Genomic DNA, 14,049 nt, shown 5'->3' on the forward strand with positions numbered 1-14,049 from the left:
GATTATAGGAATTCAATTTATATAACCGCCTTCTAAAGCAGTTTCTTCAGCTCACTTAGATGCTCAATCGTATGTAAAGGACCCAACGTAATGCTGTCCTGCCACGGCTGGTTGACCTTCATCCAGATGGTGCTCATGCCTACGCTTGCTGCTCCTTCAATATCGTTCACGGGATGATCGCCAATGTAAATGCATTGCTCCGGTCTCAGACCGAAATGATCGAGCGCAAGCTGAAATATGCGTGGATCGGGCTTTTTGACTCCAGCCTCTTCTGAAACAATAATATGGTCGTAATCCTCCCGGATACCGAGTTGATCTATTTTTCCATACTGAATATCGGTCTGCCCATTGGTGATTAACCCGGTTTGGTATTTCCCCCGAAGATGCTGAACGACTTCTCGCGCCTGTTCCATCAGAACTGAACTTCGCACATACTCTCTGCCATAGAACTCCATCAGTTCTGCATGTGGCGGATACTCTGCCCAAGGCAGTTCATTCAACAACTCGTTGAACAGAAGGGGTTTGTCCTTATAACCATCCTGGTCGAGTTCAATAATTCGTTTGCTTATATCTTCGGTTGACTCAAGGTGACCAAAATAGGTTTTAATCAAACTCTGCGTGAAGCCGTCAAAGGTCATTGTTCTGTTCAGAATTGTATTGTCCAAATCAAAAATAACGGCTTTAATATGATCCATCTTTCTTCTCCCCCAATTCCAGTACATGCGTTATCTTCTCCATACTCGTCACTTCTCTAAATCCCAAGTCGCGATAAAAAGAGCCGGCAACCGCTTGATCCGTGTACAGAACCAGTCGAGCGTAATGTTTTTCCGCTTTATGAATAACCGCATCCATCAGCCTGCGCCCAACCCCATGTCTTCGAAATTCTCTCATCACATAAAGCCTGCGAATTCTTCCGGTATCAGTCACTTCAGAATAAGGATCTCTGTTCAGACCGCAGATCCCAACCACCTTATCGTGCACTCTGCATTCAAAAAGCGCTTCATCTTCTTGCTCGAATGTATTGATTCCTGTCTCATATTCATGGATTAATCGCTCGATATGTCTGAACCCCTCACTGGAGCTTTCGACCAGCATCGCCACTAAATCGTCATGATTCCACACCGATATCTCCTGTATCTGCATGGTGTAACCGCCTCCATCATTTTAAATCAATGGTACACATGCAAACCCAACCATACATTGAACGATGGCCGGGTTTATCTTGTACAGCTCATTCTCATTTTTTCTTTTTGTGATAGTGATAACCTGTACACAGACCCTTTTGTTTGGATTTGGCTGAACAGTTATGTCCACCGTTCTTATCCAGTCTGCCTGGATGAGCATAAGCGGAAGAGGATACACCAACAAGTACGACAAGAGACAGGATTACGATAACAACCTTTTTCATAAGTCACCCTTCGATCAACACCCTATGCTTTAGGGCTTAATACGTGCTATATCATTCTACATGAAAATCCACAATTTGGATATCCTTCATCTTTTTAGCCGATCCATTCTCATAAAATCTTAAATTGCTTCAATGCATGGAAGACCCCATCTTCACTTGCCCGCAGGGTGACATAATCAGCGCTTTGTTTAATCCGTTCTCCGCCATTTCCCATCGCAATTCCGGTTCCCGCATACACTAGCATATCCACGTCATTCTCCCCATCGCCAAAGGCCATTGTATCCTCTCTGGATATCTTCAGGTAGTCGAGAACTTTCTCTGCGGCTATAGATTTGCTGACTTCGCTCGCTTCCAGCACATTCACTATATACGGATGGAATCTCACGAATCGTAAGGAAGGAAATCTGGACTGGAATTTCTCCGTCTCCGCTTCATCCGCATATAAGCAAATGCAATATACGTCCTGTTCCAACGTGCTGATTTTCTGCGGGGAATTCATGAGTCCAAGCGTATCTCTTAAAGCGTCAGTAACACGACCATCTGTTGTACACAACCCGTTCGTCTCAAATGATTCTGTAAAATATGAAATACTGTGCCCATGCAACTCGGCAAACTCACTGAATGCTCTAACCATCTGTGCTGAAAGTACAGACTTATGTATCACTTCATCACCTGCTTTGATCAATGCCCCATTAGCCGAAATGATTGTATCGATTCCGAGATTTCTGAATTCTTCGCATAAATTATAGGGCCTGCCTGTGACGAGTACGACTTGAACGCCTTTACGAATCAATTCCCGGATCGACTCAGCAGTACGCGGTGATAAACTCCGATCTATTTCGCTCAGCAATGTACCGTCCACATCAAAGAACACAGCTTTAATCAAATTGTTCTTCCTCCTCTGTCTTCAATTAAAAAGAGCAAGCACAGAATAACCTGATGTGGTCTTCCTGCACTTGCTCTTGCAATTAACGGGTCTGAACATCTTGGGTACGACCCATGTACCATGATTGAAATGATTTGGCCGTATCCAGGGAAATGTCATGTGCCCGATGATGCAGTACTGGCTTGGCGCGGTTTACCGTATGAATGGAAGCCACACCGAACCAACGCTGTAACACATTACGGGTGATCTGCACTTCGATGACTTTCTCACGTTTGGAGATGAAAAGTGTTGATGTAAGCGCACCGGTTCGAAGTTGAATGAAATTCTGATGCAGAATGTATCGGGTATGGAAAAAGTCCATCACTCTGCATGTTGCAATCCACACGAGCAGAATCGCGGAAAACATCCACCAGGCATGTTTCTGCCCAAACACCAATGGTTTGAAGTACCACAATAAACCCGTAATTATGATCCATCCCCAACTTGGTTTGAGCAGGCGCAGCCATAGTGATATTCGTGGAAGTTTTTCCATCTCTTGCGTAACCCGATAGGATGGCAGGATCTCCTCAATCAGGGTATAGGCTTGCTTCACAGGCAAGAAGGGATAGAGCGAGTTCACTTCCTGCTCGGATTCTCCCAGACTACCTGCAGTGGTCAGTTCTACTTCCGCCAGTCCAAGCAGCCTTTTCATTGGCGACTGTGTAATTTTCACGGCTTGGACTCGCTCTTTCAGAATTGAAAATGACGTTTGCTCCATCATGCCCTTCGAGATATAGATCCGTTTGGCATCCGAGGTGATCTGGAAATTGCCATACTTTACGAAGGTTCTGACTATGCCCAGAGCAATAGATATGATCAATAAAACTAAAATCATCAAACCGGCAATCCACCAGGAATCAAGCCAGGTTAATAACAAACTTTCCGTTACTTCTTCATCAGGGAAGAAGTCCTTCACCCAGGAATAGAGCGTAGCCAGGACCGGAATCAGTACGAGAAAGCTGAGCGAGGTAAAGGATGCTTTGAATATGTCCTTGCGGGTGGAATGATAATGAACAACCCGTTCCTGTTTTTCTTTTGCAGGTAGAGACATGACTTCATCAGTTATAACAGGTTCGGATTGCGCCTCTCCCTCTTCCATAACCTGAACTGCATCCAACGTATCATGTTCCTCTGTTGCTCCTACTGTTACTGCTTCTTCAGCCATATGACCTGCTACAATCTTCTCCAGCTGTTCCGCTTCGGAAAGTGAAACAACGTGTAACTGAAAGGTAGCATCTTCTCCCTTAATTCCGGTCTCGAATCGAATCGACGTCACCCTGAATAACCGATGAAACAACGTTGTATGACGATTCACATTCTGGACCTTCGTATAAGGTATCGTTCTTCGAGTACGGTTAAACACACCACTATAGATATGAAAGGCTGTATCGTCTGCTGCATAACGCGAGGTGAACCACTTCAGGATCATGGACAGGATGCTAAGGGAGACACCTACATAAAAAGCGATTCTTCCATAGAATATCCATTGGGACTCCGAGCCCTGACGGAAAACAAACAAAAAAAGGACGATGGCAAACCAATTCTTTACCCGTTTCCACAAGCTCCACAGCATGGTTAATGGATGATGTCGCTTCATATCGATCATTCATCCACCTCATTAATTCGCGCATAGGACGCAATCTGATGACGGAGTGCAAGTGCAACTTCCTCTGGCAATGCCGGGATTTCATGCGATGAACCCATCGTGCCAACCGATACGGAATAGAGTCCGTATTTTCGCATTAAAGGTCCCTGATTTGTTGTAACCGATTGCACTTTCGCCATGGGGATGATCTGATGTACCTTGGTTAGCGCCCCACGCTTCAGTTGCAGGAACTCCTCATTCACATCATAGTACCAATGCTTGTATAACCATGACGGCTGGATGAAAATATCCCACACCGCATAGAGCACCGATATGGCCGTAACGCCCCACAAAATCCAACCAATCCACGTCTTCCATCCATAGATGGAGTCCAGTATTAACAGTACGGCAAGGATCAGAAAGCCTATTACATTCCATATGATGGCGCTAATTCTCCACAAGTTTACCGCATGAGGGGACAGCCGTTGCTCGGGTGTATTCCACTGTATTGACATATGTTCACTCCTTTTTTTCCTCGGGTACATAAAAACACACATGGTACACTGTACGAACAATCGTCCACGATCGATGCAAAAAGATAAAGAGATGACCCCTATACAATACAGGTCGTCATCTCTTTTGTTCATTCATTTTACTTTAGTGCATGTTCAAAAAGACTGGTTTTCAGTACCGAGAAGATGGGATGAAGCTAGAAATGGAGTAGCGGAGCGTAGGGAAAACTACGTGAGCAACGGACATTTCGGCTGAATTCCATATTCGATGCTGATGATGCCACTAGGCATCCTTCGTAATCAAAAGCGGGCTTTTTGAACAACCTCTATAAAATCCTGTACTTCACACAGCCAAACCATATGATCTGTTCCTTCGCCCCAATAGTTGTTCGCCACCACATAGGGTTCACCGAATTTGCGTTGCCACTTCTTCTGTGCGATCTGGTAACCGCTATCCAGGCAGAATTGCTGAATTCCCAGCCGTTGCAGTTCAGTAACCAGTGCAAGAATGAGCGCCGAACCAACCCCCTGTCCTTGAACCTCGGGCAACACATACAGGCTACCCAGTTCTCCGATACCGTTCAACCGGCCCTCTGTACATTCTCGAATCTCCTTACCACACGGTCCATACGAGATTGTGCCTACAATAACATCCCCCATTTTGGCGACGAGGAAAAATACACTTGCTTTGATGTTGTCCTTTGCTTGCAATGCCTTGTGAATCATCGCTTTTTTGTGTGTTATCTCATCCTGAATATCATCCAGAAGCGAGCCTATTCCCTCCTGATCAAATGCTGCGGGAATGGTTGTCTCGAACACCTGATACACTCCATCTGCATCCGATCGCGTCAAAGGTTCAATGGTAATTTTGTCATCCACAGGTTCTTCTCCGTCCCATATACCTTCTTAATCTGTACGTCGCTGAATCAGTCTTCTTAGTTGATTCGCATCCTCAAGAGGAATGCTATATCCAGTATGCGTGTCTTCCTCGTTTACTAACAAGCCTTGCATCTTGGGATCCATTCCTAGTGAAAAATCATACCTTGTTATGGAGCTGTCCGCATTTGTTATGCTCATCTTGTACTGCGTACCATAATCAATAATACCTGGCATACGCTCTGCCTTATGTATGGCCTCCATCATGATTCGAATCTCGTCAGATCGATCAAACACAACATCTTGGCATGGTTCCAAGGCAAGGTTGGGATTACACGTTAAAGTGATCAGTACAGGAAGCCCTTCTTCCGCGTTCGATTCATTCGGTTTGCTACACCCTGCAATGAACGTGGCAATGACAAATACGAGCAACATTCCTACATATTTCACCATACTGCGTGCCTCCCTGACTTAGTATTAAATAAACTAGTAATGAGTAGAGAAGTAATAAATACAGTATATAATGAAATGACTCAACTGCACTAACTATCTATATTCATATCAAGTTACGTAACTCCGGGTCCCATGAAGACAACATAGAGATCAGTCGCTCTATGGTCTCTTCCACAAATACCTGAACTCTCTCACCCGTGATGAACTCAGGAGTAATTCCTGGTTCTTCCCCATTAAGAAAAGAAAACGTGTGGTCCCGCCAGCGCACAATCTCATCAGCAGTTAAACGGTCCGTCATGTCATAACCCGGTGAGCTGTTGAGCACCTGCCATACTTCTTCGCTCCAACTTGAACCTTGATAGAGATTGAAATCGATCTGGTCCGTCTCCTGATAATATAAACGCGCTAGTTCATCCTTCGATCTGCTACTGCCTGTATGATGGTCTACCTTGTTGACCCGTTCGACGAATTCGGGATGCACACTACGGAACCAGTAATAGTCTGTTAGCACATGCATAAAGTATCCTCGCACAAACCACTTCCATCCTTCATCGGTAAGTTGTTGCATATAGCTTGAGTAGAGATCCTTCAGTTCACCAACATAATCTCCATCATCTTTCGGGTTAAAATGGGTGTATTCCTTATCATCTCTGGTTGTACCTTCGCGCATATGTATGGAATCCGGGGCGATGTTCCCCAGATAGAATGAACCTCGATCAGCCTGCATTTGCAGCGAGTCTGCAATCAGATTAGCGATATTGAGATGAACCATAGGTAACGGCATAGAGTTAATCTCCTTTTATCGGGAAGTATTCTACTATACTTAGTAAAAAGAAACGATATAACCTACTAGGTAACATACAGATGGCTAGATTAGTAAGACTTCACTCTGCTCCAGCTTTTTCACCGTAGATGCGTGATTAACCCTGAATTCTCTCCACTTGCATGCGGTCAAACATCTGCTCCAGATCCGTATGGTACTCCGGATGCTCCTTCACAAGTAGACTAATGTATTCCGATCCACATTCATAGAATACTAGACGATTAAACGGAGCAGTATCTCCAAAATGATTGCTTTCCTGCCCAAATTTTGCCCGAATCAGATTCTCAATATAACGCGCGTAACCCTCGTTCCACTCCAACCAGCTCCAGTACTCGGCTTGCTCTTCATTTAATGAAGTGAACAACGCCTTTCTAGCTGTTTGTACTAGTGTCAGGTCTTTACTCTTCAAAGCAGACAACAATGAGTTAATCCGCTCCACAACGATTTCATCTTCATACGGAAATTCATAATCTAGTTCCCATGTCACACGCTTCAATTGCGTCATTTTATGTTTAATCTGAAGACGGTTCACGATCCGCTCATCATATTTCTCATATACATAACAATGAACATATTCGTGGAACAGATAAACTTTCTGCTCCAGATCTTTGAACGCTGTATCCGTTACAATCGCACACATTCGTCCGTTCATATGATGCACCGGCATCGCAGCAAGGCATTCATCTGGAATATATAAATCGTCCGGTACCGTCTTCACCCACTCGTATTGTTGCGTCTTGGACGAATAATCATAGATATATAATAAAGCTTCATAGGCTACAACCACTGGATAATGTTCTGCAAACAAAGAATGTAGGCTAACCAAGTCTTTCTGAAGCTCGTTTAACTCGTTAATTTGCTCTAAAAAAGCATCCATGTCATTAACCCTCTCTTTACTGGATTGATGCGTTAATCATACTAGATCAGGAAAGATAAAACACTGAGAGAAAAATGATAATTCTGTTCGAGTGTGAGATGGTGAACGTTAGAACCGCTCTCCGCGTTTCTCATACAGGTAGATATCCAGTGCCTGAATCCCACGTCGGGCTAGCTTAATAAACAAGATCAGCGCATACACGCCCAATCCGTACAACAATACATTAATCAACATTGCAAATATCGTAACTATAGAACCAACCATCATTATAATTCCTCCTATTTTACCCTTTTAAATCATCACTCCCTATTCTAGCATATTTTCCCTTAGTTAACTTTTTTGGTAGATGTGAGAGTTGTTAGGTATGCTTATTGTTTCAAAACAAAAAAAACTTCCACATCCGTATGTGAACGGTGGAAGTTTTGTAATCCGGTATACAGTTTCCTAAGTTCGCTCACCACTGACTATATGCCAATGCTGATGCTTCGAGTCTTGATAACTGCCCAAGTTAGTTATAATCTTCGACGAGCCTGTCTGAGCTAACAAGTCAGCAGCAATCTTTTTAATGACACGCATCATTTCTAAGAGTAGTTCATCATTATTCTCTTCCTCTTCTGAAATGAAGGACTGAATATGAATCTTGGGAATCACCACGATATGGTGTTCGTAGTATGGTCGGGTATGGTGATAAGCCATAACGTTATTTGTTTCCATGACAACTTTGACTTGCGTTTTACCACTCAGCACCTCATCACAATAGAAGTCCTGCGTCATAACATACCCTCCTCTTACTAGTTAGTTCTAATATATCCTGCCTTCTTCAACACATATTCCGTAAACGGATTGATCTCAGGGATCGGCTGATTCAGATCAAAATATCGGAGTTCCAGCCCTTCATCATCCAAAATGGTTGGGCTGCCCTTGATACCTGAAGCTTCATAAACAGCCATGACGTTGTAAACTTCATCACCATGTGGGTACTGATAGTACATGTCCTCACCTGAAAAAATGCTAATGAGTTTGAACGACTCCGCTCTCAGTCCGGCCTCTTCATACAATTCCCGCGCAGCTGTTTCCTCCAAAGACTCCCCGGGTTCCATGGATCCCCCAAGTGTCCCCCAATCCAAGCTATCTGTACGTTTTTGTAGCAACAGGTGACCTTCCTCGTTGAACACGAGTACACATGAGCCCGCCATAATTAGAGGACGCGGGCCCACCAGTTTTCTTAGCTCCATGATATATCCCATCCATGCTTCTCCCCCATCTTCAAAGTGGATACGTGAAACCTACCCTTATGATTTGGTCAAGATTCCCTGATCTACGGATTTCTGAATAAGCTGCTGCGCATACTCCCACAATGTTTCGGAACCGTTCGCAATCTCACGGTTTCTGTTTAATACCTGATCACTTGTAATGTTATATTTCTGCCACGTATCTCCCTCATTCTGATGATTATGGATCAGAGGCTGCAACCGATCCAGAGATGAGGCAAATTGTGCTTCAGGCGTCTGCTTTGCTTCAAACTCTAACCATAAATAGAGTAGTTCTTCAGCCTGTTCCTTAGGCAATATACCAAACAGCCGATGAGCTGCTTTGAGTTCACGATCATATTTATCCGTGTGTCCCACCGTATCATAAGCGAACGTATCTCCGGCATCAATCTCGACCAGATCATGAACGAGAAGCATCTTAATGACTTTGAGGATATCCACATCCTTGTTGGCATGACTCTGCAAAACCAAGGCCATCATCGCCAGATGCCAGGAATGCTCCGCATCATTTTCAAGTCTCTCACCGTGCATAATTCTCGTCTTTCGTTCAATCGTTTTGAGTTTATCAATCTCAATGAGAAAGTGAATCTGATCCTGTAATGATTCGCTCACAGCACATCCTCCTTCATACCCATCTATGTGGATAGATCATACCAGTAAACTCTATAGTTAAAATCGAGTGACATCCCCACACCTTGTGCCAGACGAATTGAGCCTGCATTGTCCGGTGAACAATCCCAATACGGATGTATACCTACACGACTGCATTCTTCCACAAAAGCTTTTGCCACCATCGCACCATAATTCCTTCTTCTGTAGACTTCAAGCGTTTCAATATCAACCGCATGTGTCTGATCTGCGATAAATGCCGAAAAGCAAACACTCGCGATATCATCGTTATGCACTGCAATATAGCCAAAGCCATGTTGTAAAAAATCATCTATTGTCGTCCAGAAGTAAGAGATTTTATCCTTCAGGAATTGAGAATTGTTATATCTTTTCTCTCCTAATAGTACTTCATCTATCCTGAGAATTCTGACTTCCTCGTCCTGTGAAGCACATATGTCGAGAGGTACTTGATGACTTATCGAATCTGGATTCAATTTGAATACATGCTGAATATCACTGGAGATCTCTCTTTTCCCGGAGATGTGCCGAAGAACATCTTCCCAGGCTTCGTCCACCACACCAATTTCAACAGCATGCATATGTAAGTTTAATAATTCAGGTTCAATACGTTCCCGCATGTACTCGTTCAATTCATTCAGAAAGGGCTCACTTCGAGAGTCGCCGATCAACTGAAAACCAGATTGTCCATGTACCCAAATTAGAGCTGCTGTGATATTCTCTGCATCATCTACATAGATCCGTCCCGGGTTCAAGCCAGACGCCACTGCCTTGACTTCAATATTCTGACACGAGTCCGTGAGATGTTTTACTTTGTGGAAATCATGTTTATTAATCTCGGTAATCATAGGTTCATTCCTCCTATAACGACAGCTCAGAAATTATTACATCATTCGTGTAATCAGATCAAGTATCTATTAAGCAACTCTTGAATCTTAAGATTATGCTTTTCCAGCCAATTCATGTTCCTCTCAAACTGTTCAATCATAAATGTGAAGTTGTGTTCAATCGTTGCTCCGGCATAATACTGACCAATATAGAAATGAAGTACTGCTATATAATAGATTTTTGTAAGTAAAGGTAAGTAACTAAACTCAAGCGCTGAATGCTTGCGTTCACTTCCATATCCTTGAAGAAAGGACTCAATCATTTCCATTGATCCTTGGGATTCCTGAACCACATGGTTAAAGCTAATTGTGAATTCCATAAACGCAGCATCCATACCAATAAAATCAAAATCCAGTACACCAGTGATCTCCTCATTCTGAGCCAGCAAATTATAAATCAACAAATCATGATGAACCAACTGTTGTGGTAATATCTCTAACTGCAGATTAGAACTCATAATTTCTGTGATCATTTTCTGATAAAAGGTAACCTTTGAAACTGATAATTCAAAAGGTAGATTTTCATAAAAAACTTTAATCGATTGACGATTAGCTAACGGATGAATTTCGTACACTTTAGTAAATGAAATTCCCCTGTAAACTTGCTTGCCTATTGGGAACCCTTGCATTCGTGTCGAAAACTCACCCACCAGCTGCCCAAACTTCTTAGATTTGTCTACGCTAGACAATTGGGGTACAGTACCTTCTAGAAAGGTAGTAATAGCCGCAAGCGTCCCATTTTCTAATAATAAATAGTGTTGGCCATCTATAGCACTATGAAAGAGTGGGATCTGAAACGAAGAATGAGTGCTTTCAAGGAAAGCTGTCACTTTACATTCCAGTTCAATACCATCGATCGTTTTGAGATGTCTGTTATAGATACGAACGATAAACCTATGTTCTTGTATTTCAAGGATTTTGGTCGTATTCGTCAAGCCAAATGGAACGGCTCTCAAGGTATACTCGATATCTTCGAAATAATGAGAAATGATTTCATTAAATCTTATATTCATAGATTCTTGTCTCTTCATCATCAAGCAAATATCCTTTACCGATATAGGCCCAGTTATTTTTTTCATAATAATCAGTCAGATCAGTACACAAATACAGCTTGTCATACCCTTTTGCTTTCACCTCATTCATCGCATGGGTCTGAAGTTGTCCACCCAGATTCTGGCCCCGATATTCTGGATCAACATGAAGACACGCAAACCAGGGAAAAAGATCCTGCCTGCTATTCAGATCACTTCGCAACAAAGCGCACCCACCGATAATTCGGTCTCCGTCCAACATCACATAAAATCTTGGTACATCACTCTCTGTATCCACAGAACGCTCTATACAATCCCGATAGAAATGGAAGCTTGATTCCGAGCCCCATTGTTTCCAGAAATACTGTACTGCTTCTTGCAGCACCTCCGGCTTCTGCCGAATATCAAAAATTTGCAAAATGTTAATCTCCCTTCAATTGGATCTGATTCAACATATATTTCGCATACTCCCGATGTAAGGCTTCACTCAAATTCACATTCTCCAAATCACCATTGTACTTTGCAAGACATTGTGAGATGACTTCCTTGTATTTAGTGGGAAGGTTTGTAAGTGCCCATTCTCCTGCTTCTCGCTTGGAATGAATGACTGAATCTTTCACGTACAAAAGAACCCGGGATAGACTCAATACATAGTAGACTGGGTTGTCCGCAATTTCTTCCATAGCTGAACTCACGTCCGATGTAATTGAGGCAATCATATGTTCACGATTTTCCGGTTGGAACAGATCCTTAATGGGTTTACCATCCAGCACAATACCTCGATCATAGATGACAGCCATATGTGCTACCAGATCCGGATCTTCATATCCACCACAGAGATATTGCTCATCCGTTCGATATTTCTCCCGGTGATAGGCAGAATAATGAAATTCGAAAGGAGTAGGGTATGCCATACTTACAATCGTAGATTCCAGTACAATACTGAGTTCAAAACCTTTCGTAATGTGCATCTCATCTTCAATATGCATTAACTTTTGTGCAATCCTTCGATAAGTGTCGGCAGATCGCTTTTCCCGGCTAACGACCAATATATCGATATCACTCTGATTTGGATGAAAGCATCCCATGGCCATGGAACCGTGTAAATATATTCCCACCAAGGCATCCGTTAATTCTTCTTTCAAGACACGAGTAACGCTATCTAAAACAGTCTTTTCATTCAATAACAGTCTCTCCTTTATGTAGAAGATCAGGTGTCCAATTCAACGTTCAGTTCACGCACAAAAACAGCTGTCCCCTTCATTCTGACATCCATATCCTCACCATCCCGAATCACACTCACTTGAACCTTTCCATCTCTACCAATCTCATGCCCTTGCTCTACCACAAACTGTACCTCATCAATCTCCGGTTTCACATAGGTTAAATAATAAGCACCCATCACCCCGGAGGCTGTTCCAGTCACTGGATCTTCCGTCGTACCAGAGTATGGTGATGAAAAATGTCTGGCATGCATCATCGCATCGAAATCACGGGTTTCGAAACAAAAGGGATGCAGGGAAGCTTTGGGATTCTCAATTAAAATTCCTGGGAACAGGGAAGAATCCGGTTTCATTTTCATAAAAGAGTTCAGTCCACGAATCGGGATTAATACCGTCCAGGTTCCCGTACTTCCATAAACGATTGGCGTAGAAAGGTCAACCTCATCCAGAGTGAGATTGATGGCGCTTACCAGCTTCTCGATATCCCCCTGGAACGGTATAAACTGCGGCTGATCCTGTTTCATTTCCATGTAAATGGTGTCGGCATTGCACTCAAATCGTATGGGTAATGTACCTACATTGGTTTCAATCGTGATTAGCTCTTTGTCACTCAACATCCCACGCGTCTTCAAACCATACAGTGATGCCATTGTGGCATGACCACACAGATTAATCTCATGGCCCGGCGTAAAATAACGTAATCTGACGTCAGCTACTTCAGAATTCAACACAAATACTGTCTCATTAAAACCAACCTTATAAGCGATCTGCTGCATCTCCGTCTCACTGAAATGATCAGCATCAAAAACCACTCCTGCCGGGTTACCTTGACCGGGAACGGTAGAGAAAGCATCATAATGATAGACCGTAACATCACTCATGATTAGACCCACTCTCTCTGTAATCTAAGCGACGCACATTTCCATATAACTCTACGCTTTCACCATTAATTACAACCCCGCCACCATCTTGGCACGCATAAACAGCCGTACGATTAACACGGGTATACTCGCTTAATGAATTCAGGGTGTCTTCCGAACCATCCCAGTGTGGTGCAATCTCAAAATCAACGAGCCCCAGCGCTTTTATATCATTCAAACCCACTTTATTTTCATCTGCATCTTCCCCATACCCGGCTATCTCTATCGTAGGTGTAGTCAGAATACTGCCTGCGCTGACCCCGATCAGAATGCCGCCACTCTTCACATAGGAACGTAGCAAACCAACCATATTTCTCTTCTGTAATAAACTTAGAAAATAAAACGTATTTCCGCCGGATAGATGAATCGCATCACATTCGAAAATAGCGCCAAATGTGCTCTCCTCATACTCCAGATCAAGATCGTAATATTGAATGTTATCTATTCCTATTTGATTATAGTAACGTCTAGTGTGTTCAAAATACTTCCGCTCCGGGTCGGAGCACGAAGGGATATATCCGATGGAAGGCTGTTCACTGTTAAATAAGCGTAGTATTCTCTGATCCAATTTATCGTTAGATTCGAAAACCAAATCACTTAGCAGAACCAACGTAGTCATCTTATTTCCTCC

The 14,049-nt window shown here is 43.1% G+C and carries 20 protein-coding genes; all 20 read right to left on the bottom strand.

Features of this window, described 5'->3' with window-relative positions; translation table 11 throughout:
* Nucleotides 1-32: 32 nt before the first annotated feature.
* Complete coding sequence (locus tag MHI01_RS10390; protein WP_315370619.1) at nucleotides 33-695, bottom strand: HAD family hydrolase; 663 nt, start codon at nucleotides 693-695, stop codon at nucleotides 33-35.
* Entirely contained in the window at nucleotides 682-1,143 is a 462-nt protein-coding gene (locus MHI01_RS10395; RefSeq protein WP_340983058.1) for a GNAT family N-acetyltransferase, read from the bottom strand. Before MHI01_RS10395 ends, MHI01_RS10390 begins: the two co-directional genes overlap by 14 nt.
* Nucleotides 1,144-1,237: 94 nt before the next feature.
* Nucleotides 1,238-1,408 (bottom strand): YHYH domain-containing protein, encoded by a 171-nt coding sequence (locus MHI01_RS10400; protein ID WP_094030640.1) that lies wholly within the window; start codon nucleotides 1,406-1,408, stop codon nucleotides 1,238-1,240.
* Nucleotides 1,409-1,517: 109 nt separating this feature from the next.
* Complete coding sequence (locus MHI01_RS10405) at nucleotides 1,518-2,294, bottom strand: Cof-type HAD-IIB family hydrolase (RefSeq protein ID WP_339188779.1); 777 nt, start codon at nucleotides 2,292-2,294, stop codon at nucleotides 1,518-1,520.
* 82 nt (nucleotides 2,295-2,376) lie between these two features.
* Nucleotides 2,377-3,930, bottom strand: a complete 1,554-nt coding sequence (locus MHI01_RS10410; RefSeq protein WP_340983059.1) for a PH domain-containing protein — start codon at nucleotides 3,928-3,930, stop codon at nucleotides 2,377-2,379.
* A 5-nt stretch (nucleotides 3,931-3,935) separates the two neighbouring features.
* Nucleotides 3,936-4,433, bottom strand: a complete 498-nt coding sequence (locus tag MHI01_RS10415) for a PH domain-containing protein (RefSeq protein WP_047842183.1) — start codon at nucleotides 4,431-4,433, stop codon at nucleotides 3,936-3,938.
* A gap of 297 nt (nucleotides 4,434-4,730) precedes the next feature.
* Entirely contained in the window at nucleotides 4,731-5,309 is a 579-nt protein-coding gene (locus MHI01_RS10420; protein ID WP_340983060.1) for a GNAT family N-acetyltransferase, read from the bottom strand.
* A gap of 27 nt (nucleotides 5,310-5,336) precedes the next feature.
* Nucleotides 5,337-5,759 carry a hypothetical protein gene (locus tag MHI01_RS10425; RefSeq protein ID WP_340983061.1) on the bottom strand — a complete coding sequence of 141 codons (423 nt, stop codon included), beginning with the start codon at nucleotides 5,757-5,759 and terminating at the stop codon, nucleotides 5,337-5,339.
* A gap of 103 nt (nucleotides 5,760-5,862) precedes the next feature.
* Entirely contained in the window at nucleotides 5,863-6,543 is a 681-nt protein-coding gene (locus tag MHI01_RS10430) for a zinc dependent phospholipase C family protein (RefSeq protein WP_340983062.1), read from the bottom strand.
* Nucleotides 6,544-6,679: 136 nt separating this feature from the next.
* Nucleotides 6,680-7,459 (bottom strand): hypothetical protein, encoded by a 780-nt coding sequence (locus tag MHI01_RS10435; protein WP_340983063.1) that lies wholly within the window; start codon nucleotides 7,457-7,459, stop codon nucleotides 6,680-6,682.
* Between the two features lie 108 nt (nucleotides 7,460-7,567).
* Nucleotides 7,568-7,723, bottom strand: a complete 156-nt coding sequence (locus MHI01_RS10440; protein WP_164783126.1) for a hypothetical protein — start codon at nucleotides 7,721-7,723, stop codon at nucleotides 7,568-7,570.
* A 180-nt stretch (nucleotides 7,724-7,903) separates the two neighbouring features.
* Nucleotides 7,904-8,233: an HIT domain-containing protein gene (locus tag MHI01_RS10445; protein WP_127544653.1), complete on the bottom strand. Its 330-nt coding sequence runs from the start codon at nucleotides 8,231-8,233 to the stop codon at nucleotides 7,904-7,906.
* 17 nt (nucleotides 8,234-8,250) lie between these two features.
* Entirely contained in the window at nucleotides 8,251-8,694 is a 444-nt protein-coding gene (locus MHI01_RS10450; protein WP_390925994.1) for an NUDIX hydrolase, read from the bottom strand.
* A 57-nt stretch (nucleotides 8,695-8,751) separates the two neighbouring features.
* On the bottom strand, nucleotides 8,752-9,342 hold the full coding sequence (locus tag MHI01_RS10455) for an HD domain-containing protein (protein ID WP_127544656.1): 591 nt from the start codon (nucleotides 9,340-9,342) through the stop codon (nucleotides 8,752-8,754).
* Between the two features lie 23 nt (nucleotides 9,343-9,365).
* Nucleotides 9,366-10,205 carry a GNAT family N-acetyltransferase gene (locus MHI01_RS10460; protein ID WP_340983064.1) on the bottom strand — a complete coding sequence of 280 codons (840 nt, stop codon included), beginning with the start codon at nucleotides 10,203-10,205 and terminating at the stop codon, nucleotides 9,366-9,368.
* Nucleotides 10,206-10,258: 53 nt separating this feature from the next.
* A complete protein-coding gene (locus MHI01_RS10465; protein WP_340983065.1) occupies nucleotides 10,259-11,278 on the bottom strand; it encodes a phosphotransferase in 1,020 nt (339 codons plus the stop codon).
* Nucleotides 11,241-11,693 carry a GNAT family N-acetyltransferase gene (locus MHI01_RS10470; RefSeq protein ID WP_076327124.1) on the bottom strand — a complete coding sequence of 151 codons (453 nt, stop codon included), beginning with the start codon at nucleotides 11,691-11,693 and terminating at the stop codon, nucleotides 11,241-11,243. Before MHI01_RS10470 ends, MHI01_RS10465 begins: the two co-directional genes overlap by 38 nt.
* A 4-nt stretch (nucleotides 11,694-11,697) precedes the next feature.
* On the bottom strand, nucleotides 11,698-12,459 hold the full coding sequence (locus MHI01_RS10475) for an aminoglycoside adenylyltransferase domain-containing protein (protein ID WP_340983066.1): 762 nt from the start codon (nucleotides 12,457-12,459) through the stop codon (nucleotides 11,698-11,700).
* A 26-nt stretch (nucleotides 12,460-12,485) separates the two neighbouring features.
* Nucleotides 12,486-13,379 carry a PhzF family phenazine biosynthesis isomerase gene (locus MHI01_RS10480; protein WP_340983067.1) on the bottom strand — a complete coding sequence of 298 codons (894 nt, stop codon included), beginning with the start codon at nucleotides 13,377-13,379 and terminating at the stop codon, nucleotides 12,486-12,488.
* Nucleotides 13,372-14,037, bottom strand: coding sequence for a Type 1 glutamine amidotransferase-like domain-containing protein (locus tag MHI01_RS10485; RefSeq protein ID WP_340983068.1), 666 nt, complete (start codon nucleotides 14,035-14,037; stop codon nucleotides 13,372-13,374). Before MHI01_RS10485 ends, MHI01_RS10480 begins: the two co-directional genes overlap by 8 nt.
* Nucleotides 14,038-14,049: the final 12 nt, after the last annotated feature.

Source organism: Paenibacillus sp. FSL M7-0656 (assembly GCF_038003225.1).
GTDB classification, from domain to species: Bacteria; Bacillota; Bacilli; order Paenibacillales; family Paenibacillaceae; genus Paenibacillus; species Paenibacillus amylolyticus.